This is a genomic window from Streptomyces sp. NBC_01497 (assembly GCF_036250695.1).
Taxonomy (GTDB): domain Bacteria; phylum Actinomycetota; class Actinomycetes; order Streptomycetales; family Streptomycetaceae; genus Streptomyces.
The window spans coordinates 5,944,653-5,964,202 of the sequence record NZ_CP109427.1 but is presented as its reverse complement, the minus strand read 5'-3'; the positions used below and the strand labels follow the sequence as shown (position 1 = coordinate 5,964,202).

General features: G+C 73.7%; 14 protein-coding genes and 1 pseudogene. 11 read left to right on the top strand and 4 right to left on the bottom strand.

Annotated elements, in window-relative coordinates; all coding sequences use genetic code 11:
- Positions 1 to 40 precede the first annotated feature (40 nt).
- A complete protein-coding gene (locus OG310_RS25135) occupies positions 41 to 1,072 on the bottom strand; it encodes an ABC transporter substrate-binding protein (protein ID WP_329458122.1) in 1,032 nt (343 codons plus the stop codon).
- Positions 1,073 to 1,260: 188 nt separating this feature from the next.
- Here OG310_RS25135 and OG310_RS25130 point away from each other — a divergent pair, with 188 nt between their 5' ends.
- From OG310_RS25130 to OG310_RS25105, 6 genes and pseudogenes are all read left to right on the top strand, one after another.
- Entirely contained in the window at positions 1,261 to 3,156 is a 1,896-nt protein-coding gene (locus OG310_RS25130; protein ID WP_443078729.1) for a hypothetical protein, read from the top strand.
- A 762-nt stretch (positions 3,157 to 3,918) separates the two neighbouring features.
- Positions 3,919 to 4,860, top strand: a pseudogene (locus OG310_RS25125) (ABC transporter ATP-binding protein); the annotation flags it as partial.
- A 230-nt stretch (positions 4,861 to 5,090) separates the two neighbouring features.
- Entirely contained in the window at positions 5,091 to 5,825 is a 735-nt protein-coding gene (locus OG310_RS25120; protein WP_329458120.1) for an ABC transporter permease, read from the top strand.
- A gap of 239 nt (positions 5,826 to 6,064) precedes the next feature.
- Complete coding sequence (locus tag OG310_RS25115) at positions 6,065 to 7,264, top strand: sensor histidine kinase (RefSeq protein ID WP_329460371.1); 1,200 nt, start codon at positions 6,065 to 6,067, stop codon at positions 7,262 to 7,264.
- A gap of 57 nt (positions 7,265 to 7,321) precedes the next feature.
- Positions 7,322 to 7,948, top strand: a complete 627-nt coding sequence (locus OG310_RS25110; RefSeq protein ID WP_329458119.1) for a response regulator transcription factor — start codon at positions 7,322 to 7,324, stop codon at positions 7,946 to 7,948.
- Positions 7,949 to 8,058: 110 nt separating this feature from the next.
- The gene (locus tag OG310_RS25105) at positions 8,059 to 8,676 is read left to right on the top strand and encodes a GNAT family N-acetyltransferase (protein WP_329458118.1); all 618 of its coding nucleotides are present in this window, start codon (positions 8,059 to 8,061) and stop codon (positions 8,674 to 8,676) included.
- A 244-nt stretch (positions 8,677 to 8,920) separates the two neighbouring features.
- On the opposite strand, the gene OG310_RS25100 is transcribed toward OG310_RS25105, so the two are convergent.
- A complete protein-coding gene (locus tag OG310_RS25100) occupies positions 8,921 to 10,612 on the bottom strand; it encodes an MFS transporter (RefSeq protein WP_329458117.1) in 1,692 nt (563 codons plus the stop codon).
- A gap of 657 nt (positions 10,613 to 11,269) precedes the next feature.
- Here OG310_RS25100 and OG310_RS25095 point away from each other — a divergent pair.
- The 4 genes from OG310_RS25095 (at position 11,270) to OG310_RS25080 (ending at position 15,896) form a co-directional block, all read left to right on the top strand.
- Entirely contained in the window at positions 11,270 to 13,150 is a 1,881-nt protein-coding gene (locus OG310_RS25095; RefSeq protein ID WP_329458116.1) for an MFS transporter, read from the top strand.
- 218 nt (positions 13,151 to 13,368) lie between these two features.
- Positions 13,369 to 14,022 carry a class I SAM-dependent methyltransferase gene (locus OG310_RS25090; protein WP_329460370.1) on the top strand — a complete coding sequence of 218 codons (654 nt, stop codon included), beginning with the start codon at positions 13,369 to 13,371 and terminating at the stop codon, positions 14,020 to 14,022.
- A 32-nt stretch (positions 14,023 to 14,054) separates the two neighbouring features.
- Positions 14,055 to 15,020: an N-acetylmuramoyl-L-alanine amidase gene (locus tag OG310_RS25085; RefSeq protein ID WP_443078728.1), complete on the top strand. Its 966-nt coding sequence runs from the start codon at positions 14,055 to 14,057 to the stop codon at positions 15,018 to 15,020.
- Positions 15,021 to 15,128: 108 nt separating this feature from the next.
- The gene (locus tag OG310_RS25080; protein WP_329458115.1) at positions 15,129 to 15,896 is read left to right on the top strand and encodes a hypothetical protein; all 768 of its coding nucleotides are present in this window, start codon (positions 15,129 to 15,131) and stop codon (positions 15,894 to 15,896) included.
- 137 nt (positions 15,897 to 16,033) lie between these two features.
- On the opposite strand, the gene OG310_RS25075 is transcribed toward OG310_RS25080, so the two are convergent.
- Positions 16,034 to 16,831 carry a maleylpyruvate isomerase N-terminal domain-containing protein gene (locus OG310_RS25075; protein WP_329458114.1) on the bottom strand — a complete coding sequence of 266 codons (798 nt, stop codon included), beginning with the start codon at positions 16,829 to 16,831 and terminating at the stop codon, positions 16,034 to 16,036.
- 121 nt (positions 16,832 to 16,952) lie between these two features.
- The gene (locus tag OG310_RS25070) at positions 16,953 to 18,425 is read right to left on the bottom strand and encodes a sialate:H+ symport family MFS transporter (RefSeq protein WP_329458113.1); all 1,473 of its coding nucleotides are present in this window, start codon (positions 18,423 to 18,425) and stop codon (positions 16,953 to 16,955) included.
- A 144-nt stretch (positions 18,426 to 18,569) separates the two neighbouring features.
- On the opposite strand from OG310_RS25070, the gene OG310_RS25065 reads away from it, so the two are divergent.
- Entirely contained in the window at positions 18,570 to 19,385 is an 816-nt protein-coding gene (locus tag OG310_RS25065; RefSeq protein ID WP_329458112.1) for a FadR/GntR family transcriptional regulator, read from the top strand.
- Positions 19,386 to 19,550: the final 165 nt, after the last annotated feature.

The window sequence follows — 19,550 nt, the reverse complement described above, 5'->3', positions numbered from 1 at the left end:
GCCCCCTGCCCGGGAGGTGCCGGGCAGGGGGCGGGGGCGACTACTTCACGAGGTAGCCGCGCAGGTCGTCGAGGACCGAGTACGCGGCGGTGACCCCGAGGCCGAGGTACCAGGTCTCGTCCTTGACCGTCTTCGCGTGCCCGTCCTTCACCGCGGGAAGGTTCTTCCACAGCGGGTTCGTCGTCGCCGCGTTCTCGTCGGTCTTCGACGCGTCGCCGTAGACGCCGCTGAAGATCCAGTCCGCGTTCGCCGAGTCGATCTTCTCAGGGCTGATCTCGGTCGCGAGCTCATGCTCCTGCTGGTTCTTCGGGCGCGGCAGGCCGACGTCCTGCAGGATCGTGCCGATGAACGAGTCCTCGCCGTACAGCCGCAGCCGGCCCGGCATGTAGCGGACCATGGAGATGGTCGGCTTGTCGGCGCCGAGGGACTTCTTGAGCCCGGCGACCTTCGTGTCGTACGCGGCGAGCTTCGCCTTCGCCTCGGCCGTCCTGTCCAGCGCGGCGGCGTTCAGGAGGTAGTTGGACTTCCACGTGTAGCCGGGCCGCACCGAGAACACCGTGGGCGCGATCTTCGAGAGTTCCTTGTACTTGTCCGCGGCGCGCAGCTGACTGCCGAGGATCAGGTCGGGGTGGAGGTTGGCGATCGCCTCCAGGTTGAGGTTGCTGATCGTGCCGACCTGCTGCGGGTGGCCCGTGTCCTTCAGGTAGGCGGGCATCGCCTCGCCCTGCTGCGTGGGCGCCCAGCCGACCGGCTTGATGCCGAGCGAGACGACGTTGTCGAACTCGCCGATGTCCAGGACCACGACCCGCTTCGGCTGCTTCGGGATGGTGGTCTTCCCCATCGCCATGGTGATGGTGCGCGGGAACTGGCCGGGCTTCGCGGTCGTCCCGAAGGACGCCGTCTTCTCGCCGGCCTTCGTGAAGTCCTTGCCGCCGGTCGCGACATCGGCCTTCTTGGCCGAGTCGTTGTCGCTCTTGCCGGACCCACCGCCGTCGGACGAGCCGCACGCGGCGAGGGACAGGGCGGCGGCGAACGCGACCGCGGCGAGGGCGCCGCGACGACGTATGGACATCTGTGCTCCTAGAGGGGCGTTTCAGGTAAGGCGTGCCTAACCTTAATCACATTCTCATTCGCCAGCACAAGCACCCCCACAACCCCCGGCAAATCCACCCGCCGCCACTCGTACGTGTGAAGACACCCGTCTCCCGTTGTTCGGCAGGAAGTACGAAAACTAGCTTCTTGGCCGGAGGTGACGCACCGATGACACCGATGACGGCACTCGTCGCCGAGACGAGGCCCACCGTGACGGGACCGACAGGCCCCCGGCCCACCGGAGCGACGGACCCGGCCGGGTCCGGGCCGCGCGGCGCGGCACCGTTCGAGAGCGACGCGGGAGCGAGGGACGCGGGAGCAGTGGACGACCCGGGCGCCACCGAGGCGGGAACGTCCGGGGACACCACGGCGGTACGGGGAGCGCGAGGGGCGCGCCCCGGCGCCGACCGGTCCCCGGCGGACGAACCGGCAGGAGCAGGCGTGACGCACGCGGCGACGCGACAGCCGGCGCACGAGGCGCGCGAGGCCGGTGGCGCATCCGCCGCCGCTGCCCGGCGCACCGACGGGACGGGGAAGTCCGCGCCGCTGCCGGGAGCGGTTCCGGGACCGGCGGGTACGGGACCGGCGGCGACCGCGCCCCGCCCGGACACCGCGCCCGCGAGAGTGGCCGCGCCCAGCCCGAACGCCGCGCCCCCGAGGGTGACCGCGCCCCAAGGGACGGCCGCGCCCGAGGAGATGACCGTGCCCGTACCGCCGCCGGCGCGGGCCCTCCCGTCCCGCCCGGCCATCCCTGCGGCCTCCTCGGCGGCCCTGACGGCCGCCGTGAGGGCCGGGGCCGCGCTCAGGGCCCCGGCCGACATCGAGGCCCCCGCCTTCGCGCCCGGCCCCCCGGCTCTCACGATCGCCGCGGAGGGCGGCTACGGGGCCCGTCTGGCCCCCGCGCGCCCCGTCGGGGCCCCCGCCGGGTCGCCGCCCGTCTGGTTCCCCGAGCGCTGGACCCTCGACGGGCCGGAGCCGTACGCCGTGCCGCTCCCCCTCGACCAGCCCGAGGAGGCGGACAGCCAGGTACAGCCGCTGGCCGACGGCCGGGTGCTCATCTGCCGCCGGGTGGCGGACACGTACGCCTTCTCGCTGCTCTACCCGACCGGCCCCGGCACCGGCGAGCTGGCGCTCGGCGCCGTCGACTGCCCGCTCATCACGCTGCTGCCGCCGGCTCCTGGCGGGGACCTCGTCTACGCGCTGGCGCCGGGCGCGCACACCACCGCGATCTGGCTGGTCGCGGGCGGGGCGTTCGGGCCGGAACTGGTCACCCAGGTGCCGGGCCGCTGTTCCGGCGGCGCCTGGCTGGACCGCTCGGGGCGGCTGCTCGCACTCGACCGGGAGGCCGACGGGGTGGTGAAGGCGATCGCCGTCGACCTGGGGCGTGGTGGCGAGACGTCACCCCTGCTGCAGATCACCGAGGACAGCGACGACCGGCTGCTGCTCGCCGACCCGGACAGCGGTCTGCTGCTGATCCGCTCGAACGCTCCGGGGCACGACAGGATCGGCTGGGGGGTGCTCGGCAGCATGCGCCCGGTCCGCTTCCCCGAGTGCCTGCGGATCGCGGACCGCGTGCTGACCCCGTTCGCGGTGCAGCCGGGCCAGGTGCTCACACCGGAGAGCTGCGCGGTGGCCCTGCGGGTCGACGGGCCCGACGGTACGTGTCTCGGCCTCTGGAGACCCTCGGGGCGGCGGCTGCGGCTGCTGTCCGCGCCGGCCGGCTGGCTGCCCGGGGCAGGCCTGTGGACCTCCGACGGCGTTCTCCGGCTGCCGTACGCGACGGCCGCCGCGCCGTGCGCGGTGGCGCAGGTGCGTGAGCCGGCCGATGTCCCCGGCAACACCTGCAAGGACACGCCGGATCCGGCCGGGGACAGGGATGCCGGCACGGCTCCATACGGCCCCGCCCGTACCTCGCCTCCCGCCGCGGGGGCGGCGCACAGGGAACCGGGAGCCGTCGTGGGGACTCCTTCCCTGTGCAGACCGGTTCCCCTGCAACAGGCGCCCCTCCAGCAACAGGGGGCGATGCGCGGGGTGTCGATCAGTGGCCGAGAGGTACGTGGCTAGAATTCGACCAGGGTGACGCGGTCGGGGCCGGGCGGACACCGTCGGTAGCCGCGCTGTGGGCGCGGTCGTCGTCGTGCACGGCGGTCGCCGACCGGACGCGACCCTGGGCCAGCACAAGCAGCGATCACAACGGGGTGACTTCCCACCATGTCCGAAGCCCGAAACGACACCGTCGAGGAGCGTCCGCGGTCCGCGGCCGCCGATCAGGGTGCAGCCGGGATCCACGCAAAGCACCGCGGGGGTGCCGCGGCCGCCGACGACTCGGCCTCGCAGGCGCACGGCAGACACCGCCGTCCCGCGAAGATCACGGTCTGACGGGCCGGGGGCCCAGCAGCAGACGACCACCTGGGAGGGGTCGTCCCGGCAGCGCCGGGGCGGCCCCTCCCGTGTCTGCGGGATGCCACCGGGCGGATGCCAACGGGCCGTGTGGGATGGGCCGTGTGCGGTGGGCCGTGTGCGGGCTCCTCTTGCGGGCGCCGACGGAGGTGCTTCGTGTGCGGGGGCGGTGCGCGGTAGGGCGCACGCGTGTGCGGTGGGCCGCCTGCGTGCGCCGTACCCGTGCGCCGTACCCGTGCGCCGTACCCGTGCGCCGTCGGCCGTCGGCCGTATCCGGGGCCCATGTGCTCGGCCCGCGCGGGCAGTTGCGGGTAGGCCGGCACGCGGCGCCACGGGGCCGTGATCGTCGGCGCATGACATTTGTACGGGGTGTTGGTGAACATCCGCATCTGCCCAGCGCGCCGGGCACCCCGTACTTTCGAAGACATGAGGCAGACAGCGGGCACAGCACCCGCCGACAGGGCAGCCGAGGCGACGGTACGGACCGTGCCGTCGGCGCAGGCGCCCGCCGTGTCCTTCGAGCGGGTACGGAAGTCCTTCGGCGCGGTGCACGCCGTCGACGGGATCGACCTGACCGTCCGGCGCGGTGAGACCGTCGCCCTGCTCGGGCGCAACGGCGCGGGCAAGTCGACGGCGGTCGGGCTGCTCCTCGGGCTCGACGAGCCGGACGCGGGCACGGTGCGGCTGTTCGGCGGACCGCCGTCGCGCGCCGTCGCCGAGGGGCGGGTCGGCGCGATGCTGCAGGACGGGCGGGCCGTGCGGCGGGTGACGGTGCGGGAGCTGGTGTCGTTCGTGGCCGCCACGTTCCCGCAGCCGCTGCCGGTGGCCGAGGCGATCGAACTGGCCGGGCTCGCGGGCCTGGATGACCGGCGGGTCGACAAGCTCTCCGGCGGCCAGGTCCAGCGGGTGTGCTTCGCCCTCGCGATCGCGGGCGGGCCCGAGTTGATCGTCCTGGACGAGCCGACGTCGGCGCTGGACGTGGAGGCGCGGCGGTCGTTCTGGGCCTCCATGCGGGCGTACGCGGACCGGGGCAACACCGTGCTGTTCTCCACGCACCACCTGGAGGAGGCCGACGCGTTCGCGGACCGCATCGTCGTCCTGCACCGCGGCAGGGTCGTCGCCGACGGCTCCGGTCGGCGGCTGAAGGAGTCCGCGGGCGGCCGGCTGGTCTCGGTCGAGCTGGCGGGGCGATCTCCAGACGGCCTGCAACACCTGCCGGGAGTCAGGGATTTCGAGGTGCGGTCGGGGCGTGTCCGGCTGCGTACGACGGACGCGGACGCGACGGTGGTCGCCCTCGCGGGGCTCGGCATGGTGCGGGACATCGAGGTGGCGGGGGCGACGCTGGAGGACGCGTTCCTCGCCCTCACCCGCGACACCGACACCAATACCGGCACCGGCACCGGCACCGGCACCGGCACCGGCACCGGCACCGAAGCGCACGGCACGAGCACAAGCGCGCACGCGGGCATCGACGCGGGCACGGAAGAGGACGCGGACGGCCCGCAGGAGCAGGGCCCGGGCTCCGGCGCGGGCGCCGACGACAGGCTGGAGGAGAGGGCATGACGGGGGCGAACCGCACGGAGCGGCCGAGAGGAACGATGAGACGCTACGTCCGCCTGGAGGTCCGGCGCACCCTGCGCGACCCCGGCTTCGTGATCTTCGGTGCGGGCATGCCGGTGCTGATGTACCTGCTGTTCACCCGTATCGGCCAGGGCGCGCAGCCCCCGGCGGACGCCGCGGCGTGGCGGATCAGCTCGATGATCGGTATGGCGGCCTACGGGGCGCTGGGGGCCGCGGTCGGCACGGGCACGGGTATCGCCGAGGACAAACAGCTGGGCTGGCTGCGCCAGTTGAGGACCACGCCGATGCGGCCTGAACGCGTGGTGCTGGGCCGGGCGCTCGCCGGGTCGGTGACGGTGCTGCCCGCGCTGCTGCTGGTGCTGGCGGCGGGCGCGCTGGTCAACGGGGTCCGGCTGGACGCCTGGCAGTGGCCGGTGCTGGTCGGCCTGATGTGGCTCGGGGCGCTGCCGTTCACCCTGTTCGGCATCGGCAACGGCTACCGGTTGACGGCGCAGACGACGGGTGTGCTCAACGTGGGCGCCCTGGTGGGACTCGCGGTGATCGGCGGGCTGTGGTTCCCGGTGGACCTCTTCCCGCACTGGCTGCGGACGGTCGCGGTGTACACCCCGGCGAACCGGTTCGCGGCGCTCGGCTGGTCCACGGCATCGGGTTCCGCGCCCGACGCGAAGACCGTGGCGGTGCTGCTGGGGTGGCTGGCGGTGTGCGGTTCGTACGCCGTCCTGTCCTACCGCAGGTCGGCGAGGACGACATGACACCGGGCCGCGAGCGGCGGGAGCCGCTGGTCATCAGGGACTTCCCTGTTCCGCCGTTCCCCGGCCTGCCGCGGCCCGGCAGGGGCCAGAAGGGCCGCGCGCGGCGGCCGGACCCGGCCGGCCCGACCGGGACTGCGGTGGTCACGGGCACTGACCCGGGGGCCGGCGGCGCCCCCGGCACGGGGCCGTACGACTGCCGCACGAGCGGCCGCAGGCCGGGTCCGCCGAACGGCTTCGCGATGATGCCGTGGCTACTGCTGGGCCTCGGCTCCTTCTCCAACCTCGTGCAGGGCAAGACGCCCGACCCGTGGATCGGTGTGATCGGCCTGCTGGCCTTCAACTCCCTCTACGTGTCAGTGGTGTTCCGGTCCTTCGTCCCGCGCAAGCGCAAGAGCCCCGAGATCCACTGGATGATCGTCGCGATGGGGCTGATCACGTTCGGCCTGGCGGGTCTCTACGGCGGTTCGTGGCTGCTGTTCCTGCCGCTGTTCGGGCTGGCCTGCGGCACGGTGCTGCGCGGCAGGTCGCTCGGCTGGGGCGCGCTGGTGCTGGGCTGCGCGGCGGCGGGTGTCGCCGCGTACCACGACGGGTGGGGCGCGATCGCGGTCGCCTACGGCACCGCGATCTCGATGATGGTGACCGCGGCGATCCTGACGCTGTCGGAGACCGTGACACAACTGCGGGCGACACGGCAGGAACTGGCCCGCTCGGCGGTGGAACAGGAGCGGCTGCGCTTCTCCCGCGACCTGCACGACCTGCTGGGGCACACGCTGTCGGTGATCGTGGTCAAGGCCGAGGCGGCCCGCAGGCTGGCGCCGGACCGGCTGGAGGACGCCCTGACACAGGTCTCGGACATCGAGTCGGTGGGCCGGCAGGCGCTGAGAGAGGTCCGGGAGGCGGTCACGGGATACCGCGAGGGCAGCCTCGCGACGGACCTCGACCGGGCACGCTCCGCGCTGGCCGCCGCGGGGGTCCAGACCGTCGTAAGGCAGTCGGGGCCGCCGCTGGAGCCGCAGACGGAGGCGCTGCTCGGCTGGGTGGTCCGGGAGGCCGTGACGAACGTGGTGCGGCACAGCGCGGCGGCGCACTGCGAGATCGTGGTGGCCGCCTCCGGGCAGCGGGTACGGGTGACCGTCACCGACGACGGGGTGGGGACGCACCCCGATCTGGTGGCCTCCTCGACGGGCACGGGCCTGAAGGGGCTGCGCGAGCGGCTCGCGGCCGCGGGAGGGTTCCTGGAGAGCGAACAGCGGGCGCCGGGCTTCCGGGTGACGGCCGACCTGCCCGCTGACGCCGGCGACGGACCGGGCCACGTCGGCGGCCCGGCCGCCTTCGCGGGGGACTCCCCCCTCGGCGGCGCCGGGGGCTCGGCCACCGCCGCGGGCGAGCCTGTGTCCCGGCGTCGCGGCAGGGACCTGTTCCGCCGCAGCCGGAGTTGAAGGAGCGGGCCCCGCGGACCGGGACACCGGTGCCGGGGCGCGCCCTAATCTGGGCGCATGACGGACACCCCGGAGCGATGTGTACGGGTCCTGCTCGCCGAGGACCAGGGCATGATGCGGGGCGCTCTCGCCCTGCTGCTCGGGATGGAGGACGACCTGGAGGTCGTCGCCCAGGTCGCCACCGGGGACGCGATCGTGGCCGAGGCGCTGGCGGCCCGGCCCGATGTCGCGCTGCTCGACATCGAACTGCCCGGCCGCAGTGGGCTCGACGCGGCGGCCGAGCTGCGGGAGCGGCTGCCCGCGTGCAGGGTGCTGATCCTGACCACGTTCGGCAGGCCGGGCTACCTGCGCCGGGCCATGGAGGCGGGGGCGGCGGGGTTCCTCGTCAAGGACGGCCCGGTGGAGGAGCTGGCCGGCTCGATCCGGCGGGTACTCGCGGGCGAGACGGTGATCGATCCCGGCCTCGCCGCCGCGGCGCTGAGCGCGGGACCGAGTCCGCTGACGGCCCGTGAACGTGACGTGCTGAACGCGGCGGCGGACGGCTCGACCGTCGCGGACATCGCGGGGCGGGTGCACCTGTCCGAGTCGACGGTGCGCAACTACCTCTCGTCGGCCATCGGCAAGACCAGCACACGCAACCGCATGGAAGCGGTCCGCGCCGCCCGCCGGCAGGGCTGGCTCTAGAGCCTGTCCCTCCGATCACGGTAGAGGCCCTGACCACAGGTGACCTGGTCATGTGACGGGTGACGGATATCGGGGAGACGCCGGACGGCGCGGCTGGGCAGAATGCGGCGATGGTCGATCACGTACGAAGTGCTTCGCGTCCCGACTTCCTCAGCAAGCCCGATCTGAGGGGGGAGCGGGTTCTGCTCCGGCCGGTCACGGCGGATGATGTGTCCGCGCTGATGCCGATGTTCCGGGACGCGGACGCATCACGGCTGACCGGCAGCCATGACAACGGCCGGCTGGATGAGGCGCGTCTGCGGACCTGGTACGGCACCCGTCGCGTTCAGGACGACCGGCTGGATCTCGCCGTGGTGGAGCAGTCGACGGGCACCGTCATCGGCGAGGCGGTCCTCAACGAGTGGAACCCGGGAAACGAAAGCTGCAACTTCCGCATCTGCCTGGTGCCCGGCACCTACGGACACGGCTCGGGCACGGAGGCGACCCGGCTGATCGTCGGGTACGGCTTCGAGCAACTGGGGCCGCACCGCGTCTCGCTGGGGGTCTACGCCTTCAATCCGCGGGCTCGTCGCGTCTACGAGAAGGTGGGGTTCGTCGCCGAGGGCGTGTTGCGCGATGCGCTGTTCTGGCAGGGCAGGCGGGTGGACGCGGCGGTGATGTCGATCCTGGCGCCGGAGTGGTTCCAGCACCGTGGGCGGCCACAAGCAGCTGGTCCTCCGTCGGTCTGACCGTGCCGCTTGTACAGGATCACTCGTTGTTCCGTTCATGGTGGGCCGGGGCATCCGACGGACGCCGCGTGGGCTGCGCCGGAGCCTCTGCTACCGGCGAGGGACAACCGATGTGGTCGCCGGCGGGGTCATCGCCAGGTGATCAACGGGATCATTCCATCGGCTCAGCAACGGGATGCGGTGGCGCGAGCTGCCTGAACCGCGCCATCGGACCCCGTCACCGGCTCGTCGCGGACGGAACGGCTCAGACCCGGCCCCCCTGCGTGATCCGCTGGGGGCGTCTGCGGGGCAGCCAGACGAGCATCAGCAGGACCGCCGCCGCGGTCACCCCGCAGCCGATCCTGAACGCCAGCGCGTAGCCGGCGGTCAGCGCGACCGGGTCCGTGCCGCCGCCGCTGCGCGAGGCCGCCGCCGTGGACAGGACGGCGAGGCCGAGCGCGCCGCCCATCGTCCTTGAGGTGTTGACGATGCCCGACACCAGGCCCGCGTCCTCGGGGGCCGCGCTGCCCGTGGCCAGCGCGGCGAGTGGGGTGCCCGACAGGCCGAGGCCCAGCATGATGAGGATGCCGGGGCCCATGATCGATGTCGCGTAGCCGCCGTCCGCGCTCAGCAGGGACTGCCAGGCGAACCCGCACGCCGCGAGGGCCCCGCCCAGCACCGCCACGTCGCGCGGTGCCATCCGGTGCATCATCACCGGCGCGATCTTGGAGCCGAACACGATGCTCAGCGAGCTGGGGACCAGCGCCGCACCCGCCTCGAACGGCGTGTAGCCCAGCACGTTCTGCGCGTAGACCGTCATGAAGAACCACACGGCGAAGCTCGTGGCGCCGAAGACGAACATCGCCGCGTTCGCCGCTGCGACCGCGCGCGTCCGGAAGACCTTGAGCGGCATCAGCGGCTCCCGCGTGCGCGCCTCCAGCACCAGGAACCCGGCCAGCAGCACCACTCCGCCCGCGAGCGGTACGAGCGTGGCCGCCGCGCCCCACCCGCCGCGCTCCGTATGCACGATGCCGTACGAGAGCACCGCGAGGCCCGCCGTCACCAGCACGGCGCCCGGCAGGTCGAGCCGCCGGCCCCGGCCGCCCCGGTGCTCGGCGAGCCACAGCGCCCCGCCCACCAGGACGAGCGCGCCCACGGGCACGTTGATGAGCAGCACCCAGCGCCACGACAGCAGGTCGGTGAGGGTTCCGCCGACGAGACCGCCGGCCGCGCCGCCCGCGGCGCCCACGGCCGCCCAGGTGCCCACGGCCCGTACCCGCGCGGGCCCGGCCGGGACGGCGGACGTGAGCAGCGTGAGCGTCGCGGGCGCGAGGACGGCCGCGCCCAGGCCCTGCACCGCGCGGGCACCGAGGAGTTGCCAGCTCTCCTGCGCGAGGCCGCCCGCGAGCGAGGCCGTCGCGAAGACCGCGAGGCCGAGAAGGAACGTCCGCTTCTGGCCGAAGAGGTCCGCGGCCCGCCCGCCGAGCAGCATGAAACCGGCGAAGGCGATCGAGTACGCGTTGAGCACCCACTGCAGGCCGCCCTCGCTCATCCCGAGGTCCGTACGCATCGACGGCAGTGCCACGTTGACCACTGACACGTCGAGCACGACGAGGAACTGTCCGGCGCAGGCGATGAGGATCACCGCCCAGGTGGGCACGGCGCGTGCGCGGCGCGAGGGGCCGCTCCGCGGGCCCGGCGGCCGTTCGCGGCCGAGGGGGGCCTGCGGCCGCCGTGCGGGCGGCTGTTCCCCCGCCCGTCCGCCTGCCCGGTCCTGGGTCCGGTCTCCTGCCCGGTCCTGAGCGGGGGCGTCATACGGCGCCGCCCCCGCCGAGGCCCCCGCGGGCGTCCGCGCTCCTCGCGCCTGCGCTTGAGACCGGCGGGGCTCCTGGTCCTGGGGTGTGTCCCGTACGGGTGAGGGCTCCTGCGCGGGCGGGTCCGGGGGCGTGGTGGTCATCCCGTCATGCTCGCAGCGGAGCGGTGCCCCTGACATCCGATTAACGGACCACCCGTGGGGGCCCTTGGTCGTACGTCCCGCGGTCGGCCCGCCCGGCCCGCCACCTCGGCCGCAGGCCCCTCCCAACGTGGGGGCCGCCGGGCGGAATAGCGTACGCACAGAAAAACGTTCACAAGGCACGCACAGGTGGGCCGAGGGCGCCCCGGCTGATGTCCGACGCCGCCCGGCCCGCCACGGAACCGCTGTCCCACCACGCCGGACCGCTCTCGGATCTCTGAGCACGACGGGACGGGCCCCACCCCTGCGGCCCGTCCCGCCCGACCGCCTCGACCCGTTCAACCAGTCCGCCCTTTTCCACCCGTTCGACCCCTGCATCCCTTCCATCCTGCTCATCCCTCCCATCCCGCCCATCCCGCTCGCGCCCTTCGCCCCGTCAGGGCGCTTCGGCCCTGCGAGGGCGTCAGACCCGCACCACCTGTCCGGCGTGTGCCGCACGTATCGCCCGTACCACCAGCCCGACCACCATCACCCGCACCGCCGGAGCGCACCCGAACCGTCGGCCGCCCAGCGCCATCCGCACCACCCGCATCACCGCAGCACCCGCACCACCCGCACCACCATCGCCCTGTCACTTCGCGCTTCACGGAGGCCGCACGCATGCCGCAGACGACGACCGATCATGACGCCGGGACGCTCCCGCCGGATCCCGGCAGGCGCCGGTCCGGCGCGGTGGTACCCGTCCTCGCCTTCGCGGGCATCACCGTCGCGGTGATGCAGACGCTGCTCGTCCCGGTCATCAAGGATCTGCCCACCCTCCTGCACACGGCCCCCTCGAACGCGACCTGGGTGCTGACGGCGACCCTGCTCGCCGGCGCTGTCGCCACACCGATCATGGGGCGGCTCGGCGATCTGTACGGCAAGCGGCGCATGCTGCTCACCAGCCTCGCGATCATGGTCTTCGGGTCGTTGGTCTGCGCGTTCACCGACGATCTGCTGATCATGATCGTCGGCAGGGCGCTCCAGGGGTTCGCGATGGGCGCGATACCCCTCGGCATCGGCATCATGCGCGACGAACTGCCGCGCGAGAAGCTCGGTTCCGCGATGGCGCTGATGAGTTCGTCCATCGGCGTCGGCGGCGGACTGGCCCTGCCCGGCGCGGCGCTCGTCGCGCAGAACGCGGACTGGCACGCCCTGTTCTTCGGTTCCGCGGGCCTCGGCGTCCTGTCCATGGGGCTGACGGTCCTCGCCGTGCCGGAGTCCCCGCTGCGCGCGCCGGGCCGCTTCGACAAGACCGGCGCGCTCGGTCTGTCCGCCGGGCTCGTGGCGCTGCTGCTGCCGATCACGAAGGGCAGCGACTGGGGCTGGGCCTCGCCCACCACGCTCGGCCTGTTCGGCCTCGCCGTCGTGATCCTGCTGGCCTGGGGCGTCTGGGAACTGCGCTCCGCCGCCCCGCTGGTGGACCTGCGCACCAGCGCGCGCCGCGAGGTGCTGCTGACGAACCTCGCGTCCGTGATGGTCGGTGTGGCGTTCTACGCGATCTCGCTGGTCCTGCCGCAGCTGCTGCAGCTTCCCAAGTCGACCGGGTACGGCCTCGGGCAGTCCATGGTGACGGCCGGTCTGTGCGTGGCGCCGCTCGGCCTGACGATGATGCTGACCGCCCCGCTGTACGCGCGGATAGCGGCCCGGCGCGGCCCGAAGGTCTCGCTGATCATCGGCATGGTCGTCATCGCGATCGGGTACGGCGGCGGGCTCGGCCTGATGAGCGCTCCCTGGCAGACCATCGTCATCTCGGTGATCGTGGGCGCGGGCATCGGGCTCGCGTACTCGTCGCTCCCCGCGCTGATCATCGGCGCGGTCGACGCGTCGGAGACGGGCGCCGCCAACGGTCTGAACACGCTGATGCGTTCGATCGGCACCTCGGTGTCGAGCGCGGTCATCGGCATGGTGCTCGCCCGTACCTCGGCCGACGCGGGCGGCGGCGTCGCGCTGCCGACACTGCACGGCTTCCGGATCTCCTTCGCGATCGCGACGGCCGCGGTGCTCGGCGGGCTCGTGCTCGCCGCCTTCCTCCCCTCCCAGCGGGCGGCGCGGGCCGCCGCGGCAGCGGGCCGTGACGCGTCCGCGGACGCGGGCGAGCGGCTGCGTGCCCAGGCGAGCGCGGAACTGCTCGCCGAGCTCGACCCCGACGCCGGGGCCACGGGCCGGCCGGTCTTCGCCTCCGGCCCCGCCACCACGCTGCTGGCGACCTCCGGCGGGTTCCGCGGCCTGGTCACCGGCGCCGACGGCCTCCCGGTCGCGCGGGCCACGATCACGCTGATCGACCGCAGGGGTCTGCAGGCGGGCCGCGCGATCGCGGGCGAGGACGGCCGGTACGACCTGGTGCCGCCGGGCGCGGGCGACTTCGTCCTCGCCGGGTCCGCGTCGGGGCACGGCTCCCAGGCCGCTTCCGCCGGGTACGCGGGCGACGGTGTGCCGGTGGACGTGGACCTCGTCCTGCCCGCGCCGCGTGCGGCCGTACGCGGCGCGGACCCGGCCTGACCCCTGACCCCTGCCCGGGGACGGTCCGCCCCGGCTCCCGGGCGGACGGCGCGTCGGCGCCGGCCCGGCGGGACCCCGGCCGCGATCCCGCGCCGTACGCACCGTCCCCTGTCCTGTGTCCTGCCAAGCCGCCCCCGGCGCCCGCGCGCCGGGGGCGGCTTGGCACCATGAGCCGGGCAGCCGCCACCGTACGCACCGCGACCACCAGGGAGTACGCCATGCCAGGGCCCGCGCCCGTCCCCGCACGGGAGACGCTCGACGCCTTCGAGGCGGCCAAGGGCTTCATGCCCCGGGACGAGGGACTCGCCCTGTACGCGGCGGCGGTCGAGGCGGGCGCCCTCGGGCTGCCGCTGCTCGAAGTCGGCTCGTACTGCGGGCGTTCGACCCTGCTGCTCGCCGACGCGGCACGGCGGACGGGCACCGTCGCGGTGACGGTGGATCATCACCGGGGCAGCGAGGAGCAGCAGCCGGGCTGGGAGTACCACGATCCGGAAGTGGTCGATCCGGAACTCGGTGTGATGGACACACTGCCGACGTTCCGCCGCACGCTGTTCCGGGCCGGTCTCGAAGACCGCGTGATCGCGCTGGTGGGCCGCTCACCGCGGGCGGCCGAGGTGTGGGGCCGGCCGCTCGGGATGGTGTTCGTGGACGGCGGGCACACCGACGAGCACGCGAACGGGGACTACGAGGGCTGGGCCCCGCATATCGCTCAGCGCGGCCTGCTGGTGATCCACGACGTGTTCCCCGATCCGGCGGACGGCGGGCAGGCGCCGTACCGGATCCACCGCCGTGCGCTCGCCTCGGGCGCGTTCGAGGAGACGTCCGTCACGCGCTCGCTGCGCGTACTACGCCGTATCGGACACGGCATCTGATGCCCGCCGCGCACGCCACTACCATCGCGCGGGTGCCTCTCCACCGAAACCCGCCGGCCCAGCAGTTCCCCGCCCGCCGGCCGCACCTGTCGGCCCTCCGTCGTCGCGGAGGCCCCTTCGCGGCGCGCCGACGGCTGCGCGCCGCGGGTCCCGTCCTCGCGGTGGCGGCGCTCATGTCCTGTGCGCTCACCGGGTGCCAGGGCTCGGGCGGTCCGGTGCACGCCGTCGGTACGGGCGGCGCGGCCGCACCCGGCTCCGCGACGCCCGCCACCGGGCACTCCTCCTCGGCGACGCCGGGTGCGCCCTCCACGGGCGCGGCGAAGGCGGAGCCGCTCGCGGGCAAGGTCGTCGCCATCGACCCCGGGCACAACCCGCACAACTACCAGCACGCCGCGGAGATCAACAAGCAGGTGAAGGTGGGCAACGGCAGCAAGGAGTGCGACACCACCGGGACGTCGACCGACGCCGGCTACTCGGAGGCCGACTTCAACCTGGACGTGGCGCACCGGCTGCGCGCCCTGCTCCAGGCGCAGGGCGCCAAGGTCGTCCTCACCTACGACGACGACCGCCCGTGGGGCCCCTGCGTCACCGAGCGAGCGGAGACGGGCAACAAGGCGAAGGCCGATGTGGCGCTGTCCATCCACGCGGACGGCGCCCCGGTCGGCAGGCGCGGCTTCCACGTCATCCTGCCGGGCCTGGTGGACCAGGGCGGCGCGGACAACGCGAAGATCCTCGCGCCATCGCGCAGGCTGGGCGAGGACCTCAGGGACGCCTTCCAGCGGGAGACCGGCACCGCCCGCTCCAACTACATCGGCCAGGGCACCGGGTTGGACACGAGGACGGACCTGGGCGGGCTCAACCTGTCGACCGTTCCCAAGGTCTTCATCGAGTGCGGCAACATGCGGGACCCGAAGGACGCCGCACTGGTCACGAGCGCGAAGTGGCGCCAGCGGGCCGCACTGGGCATGGCCGAGGGCATCGACAGGTACCTGGAGTAGATTCCGGCGGGCGGACGGGGCGAGGGGTCAGGCGATACATTCGTAGCCACGCTCGGGGCGCCTTCCCCCCGCCCGCCCCCGAAGAGACCACTGACGAAGGACATTTACGTGAACATCCGCTCTCTCATGCGAGGCGACGGCGTGGTGATCGGGGCAGCGCTGTTGCTGTTCATCGCGTCTTTCCTCGACGTGGTCTCGGCCAGTGGTTTCGGGTCGAACGCGTGGGACAACCTCGGGCTCGCGATGAGCATGTACCTGGGCGGTGTCATCGGTGCGGCGCTGATCGTCTTCTCCCGCTCGTCGGCGCAGCCGCGCAAGGTCGCCGGGCTCGACATCCGCCAGTTCGGCGTCGCGCTGACCGTGTTCGCCGCGTGGACGGCGCTGTGGACGATCATCGACTTCGACGGCGGCGCCGGTGTCAGCCGCGGTGCCGGTATCGTCCTCGGCTTCATCGCCGCGCTGATCCTCGCGTTCGGCGCGGTCGCCACTCCGTTGCTGCCGGGCCTCCAGGCGCCGCTGGCGCCCACTCCCAAGCCCCAGGCGGCCCCGTACGGGGCCGGTTCCGCCGTCGGCGCCGGCTACGGATACCCGGGCGGCGGCCAGACGCCCTACGGCGCGCAGGGTCCCGCGTACGGGACGCCGGCGCCGAGTCCCCAGTCCCCGGCGGGCGGTCCGCCGGAGTTCTCCCCCTTCTGGTTCGCGGTGCCGGTCGCGCGGCCCCTGTACGGGGAGGACGGTTCGCCGTCCCCGATCGCCGAACTCGCCCCGGGTACCTGGTACCTGGCGGTGGAGCAGCGCGGTCCCGGGCTCGTCGCGCAGACCCAGGACGGGCGCAGGGGAATCCTCCAGGACACCACGGGCATCCAGCGCGGCTGACGTCCCGGAGCCTGCGGCTCCCGCGATCCCGCACTCCACGGAGCCCGGGTGAGTACCCGGGTGAGGGCCCCCACCGGCGGTGGGGGCCCTCACCCGGGCCGGGACCCGCGAGGCCGCCCGGCCGTCGGCCCGGGCCGTCAGCCGAACGTGGCGGTGTCCAGCCAGGACTCCAGCAGCCCCCGGTCGCCGGTGACCTCGAACAGCGCCGCGCGCGGCGGCAGTCGGCGCACCGCCCCCAGCAACAGCGCGGTGAGCGGGGCCCGTACGGCCGCATCGGCCTTCTCGTGGGCGTGGCGCCGGCGCACTCGGGGCCCGTCGATCTCGATCAGCCACTCCGCTCCCGGGACGTCCGCGGCCTGCATGCGGAGTGTGCCGGTCGCCCCGCCGGACGGCCCCGGCGCGTTCTCGGTGGCCGCGGTGAACTCCACGATCCGCAGCCACTCGTCGAGCGCGTCGGCCGCGAGGGCCGGTTCGACCCGGTACGCGCCGAGTGCGGTGTCGATCCCGTGCAGCGCGAACACCGCGTCGGCCCGGTGCACCAGTACCTCGTGGCACATGCGCCGTGCCCAGAACCCGGTGCTCGCGTCCCAGGCCCAGCTCCACACCACCGCCGCGGGACCCGCGGAGCGCAGTGCGCCCGCGAGGAGACGCGCGCTCCCGGCCAGCCAGCCCGTCAGTTCGCCCGCGTCCCCGGGGCCGTCGACGCCGGGCACGTCCCGCCGGGGCGGGTCCTCCTGCCCGCGCTGTTCCACGAGGTGCCAGATCCAGCGCAGGGACTCCCCGAGGTGGCGCACGAGTTGCTCGGTGTTCCAGTCGGGGCAGGTCGGCACACGGCGCCCGAGCGCGGCGGGGCCCGCGTCGTCGAGCAGCGCGCACAGGGCGTCGGCCTGCTCTACGATCTCGTCGCAGTGGCGTTCGTGGGTCAGGGGCGTCATGCCAGGACCGTAACCCGCTCTGCCGGTACGGGTCCCCGGCACCGGCCGCCGCGCCGCTCGCCCGTCGCCGGGGGCTCCGGCGCGGGTGCCGAAACGGGTGCCCGAGCCGTTTTCGAGCGCCCTAGCGACGCGCCGCGTCCGCCGCCCTGCCCGGCGTCCCGGCCGACGGCCCCGCGGGTACGGGCATCTCCGCGTCGATCCCCAGCGCGCGCCCGATCCTGGCGGGCACGTCGAACCCGACGATCAGCGCGACCACGACCGTCATGATCCCGGCGAGCAGTCCGAGGGATTTCCCGAGTCCGATGCTGCCCGCGATGGACGCCCCCGCGAGCGGGGCCACCGCACCGCCGAGCGCGCCGACGTTGTACGAGAAGCCCAGCCCCGCGGCCCGTACGCGGGTCGGGAAGTGATCGGCGATGTACTTCGGCAGCAGGCCGGAAATGCCCTGGCTGGTGGCCTGCATCGCGAACAGCAGGACCCACAGCAGGATCACGCTGCTCCCCTTGCCCAGCGCGAAGACGGGGAAGAGGAAGACCAGCGAGAGGAACAGCCCGCAGACGTAGGTGCGCCGGGTGCCCAGCCGGTCACCGAACAGGCCGGCCAGGCACGAGCCGACCGCGTAGCCGAGGCCGGCCCAGGTCAGCGCGTTGGACACCTGCCCCGCGTCGTACCCGAGATCGGTCTTGAGGTAGGTGGGCAGCAGCGAGGCGATCGGCCAGGAGTACAGGAACGCGCAGAAGGTGGTCGCCATCACCGCGATCATCACCGGCCACAGCCGCCCGGCGAGTTGCACACTGAACGCGACGAACGCGAGGACCACGAGCGCGACCAGCCAGGGGCCCGCGCCACCGGAGTTCTGACTGAACAGCAGGACGAGCGCCGCCGCGAGCACCAGGGTGAGCAGTGCGTTGACGGTCCTGCGCCCGGGGGCGAGCAGCACCGACGAGGTGGTGACGTCCGGCCTGTCGCCGACCTCGCGCTGCCATTCGGCGGCCTCGGGCAGCGAGCGGCGCAGGTAGAGGCTGAGGAGGATCGGGACGATGCCCAGGTAGAACAGCCAGCGCCAGCCGGCCTCCGGCACGATCAGCCGGTAGGCCTGCGCGGCGATGATGCCGCCGACGGGGTAGGCCGAGAGCAGGTAGCCGGTGGCCCGGTTGCGCATCGCCTTCGGCCAGGACTCCATCACGTACGTGGCGCTCGACCCGTACTCCCCCGCCATGCCGAGGCCCACGACGGCCCGGAACGCGAACAGCGACCAGTAGCTCCAGGCGAAGCCGCACAGCGCGCTGCCGATGGAGAACGCCACGATCGCGATGATCATCGCGGGTTTGCGGCCGAACCGGTCGCCTACAGCCCCCAGTACGAGCCCGCCGAGCCAGCGCGAGACGAAGGCGGCCGAGACCAGCGTGGCCGCCTTCGCGAGGTCGAGGTGGAAGCTCCTGGCGACGTCGGTGAGCACCAGGGTGATCAGGACGAAGTCGAGCCCGTCCAGCAGATAGCCGAGCCAGGCGGCGAAGAACGCCTTGCGCTGCTGCCCGGTGAGCCGGCGGAAGGACGGCGGGGGCTCGGGGGCGGCTGACGGCGTCGTTGCCACGGCGGGACCTCCAGAAGGCGGGAGACATAGGACATCCCATGTCCTATGAAGCAGCAAGTTAACCCGCTGGCGGCGCGGGTGCAAGGCCGGGAGAGCAACCACACGCCGCGAGGAGGCGCAGCGGCCCGCGCCTAGACTTCCGGTGTGGAGGACTCGGCAACACCCGCGACACCGGCAGCAAAGACACCCACGCCCCCCAGCCAGGCGCGAGCGCCCCGGCGGACCCGGCAGCCCCTGACGTCGCAGTCGTCCGCGCCGGTCAGACCCTCCGGCGCCCGGGCGAACCAGCGCGCGCTCCAGGCCGCGATCCGCGAGTTCATCGTGACGAAGGGGCTGGCCGCGGGCGCGCCGCTGCCCACCGAGTCGGAGCTGATGAGCGAACTGGGCGTGAGCAGGCACCCGCTGCGCGAGGCCATGAAGGCACTCGAAGCCGTCGGCATCGTGGACATCAGACACGGCTACGGCACCTACGTGGGCTCCGTGCCGTTCTCGGCCCTGGAGGCCGGGCTGAGTTTCCGTACGGCGCTGTCCGTACGCGGCGACCACGCCGACATCCGCGATCTGCTGGAGGTCCGCGAGGTGCTGGAGACCGGCCTTGCGGGCCGGGTGCTCGCCGCGTACGGCCGGCTCGACCTGGCGGCCCTCGAAGGGCACGTCAGCGCGATGGAGCGGGCAGCGCAGCAGGGCCGGTTCGCGCCGGAGGAGGACTGGGCCTTCCACGAGACCCTGTACCGGCCGCTCGGCAACACGCTGGTGCTCGACCTGCTCCAGGTGTTCTGGAAGGTCTTCGCCGCGCTGGACGGCGACCTGCCGCGGGCCCCCGACGCACCGGCCGCCACGGCGCGCTGGCACCGGGGCATCCTGGAGGCCCTGCGGTCACGGGACGGGGCCGCTCTGCACGAGGCCGTGGCGGGCCACTTCCGGGGCATCACGGCACGGCTGGCGGACCCGGCCGGCTGAGCCGCCGGCCGGCCGGATCCGCCCACCGCCCCCGGGCGGCGTCGTCGACGACGCCGCCCGGGGGCGGAACCGGAGCCTGGTGTCACCAGGAAGGGGTGGTGCCCGAAGCGCACGGTGCGAAGCGCTCGGTGTCAGAAGTGCTCGGTGCCGAAGCGCCGGTGACAG

Coding starts and splice junctions, on each gene's coding strand:
- OG310_RS25100 (WP_329458117.1), bottom strand. CDS start 10,612: ATGACCACCACGCCCCCGGACCCGCCCGCGCAGGAGCCCTCACCCGTA.
- OG310_RS25110 (WP_329458119.1), top strand. CDS start 7,322: ATGACGGACACCCCGGAGCGATGTGTACGGGTCCTGCTCGCCGAGGAC.
- OG310_RS25120 (WP_329458120.1), top strand. CDS start 5,091: ATGAGACGCTACGTCCGCCTGGAGGTCCGGCGCACCCTGCGCGACCCC.
- OG310_RS25105 (WP_329458118.1), top strand. CDS start 8,059: ATGGTCGATCACGTACGAAGTGCTTCGCGTCCCGACTTCCTCAGCAAG.
- OG310_RS25095 (WP_329458116.1), top strand. CDS start 11,270: ATGCCGCAGACGACGACCGATCATGACGCCGGGACGCTCCCGCCGGAT.
- OG310_RS25135 (WP_329458122.1), bottom strand. CDS start 1,072: ATGTCCATACGTCGTCGCGGCGCCCTCGCCGCGGTCGCGTTCGCCGCC.
- OG310_RS25115 (WP_329460371.1), top strand. CDS start 6,065: ATGATGCCGTGGCTACTGCTGGGCCTCGGCTCCTTCTCCAACCTCGTG.
- OG310_RS25090 (WP_329460370.1), top strand. CDS start 13,369: ATGCCAGGGCCCGCGCCCGTCCCCGCACGGGAGACGCTCGACGCCTTC.
- OG310_RS25130 (WP_443078729.1), top strand. CDS start 1,261: ATGACACCGATGACGGCACTCGTCGCCGAGACGAGGCCCACCGTGACG.
- OG310_RS25075 (WP_329458114.1), bottom strand. CDS start 16,831: ATGACGCCCCTGACCCACGAACGCCACTGCGACGAGATCGTAGAGCAG.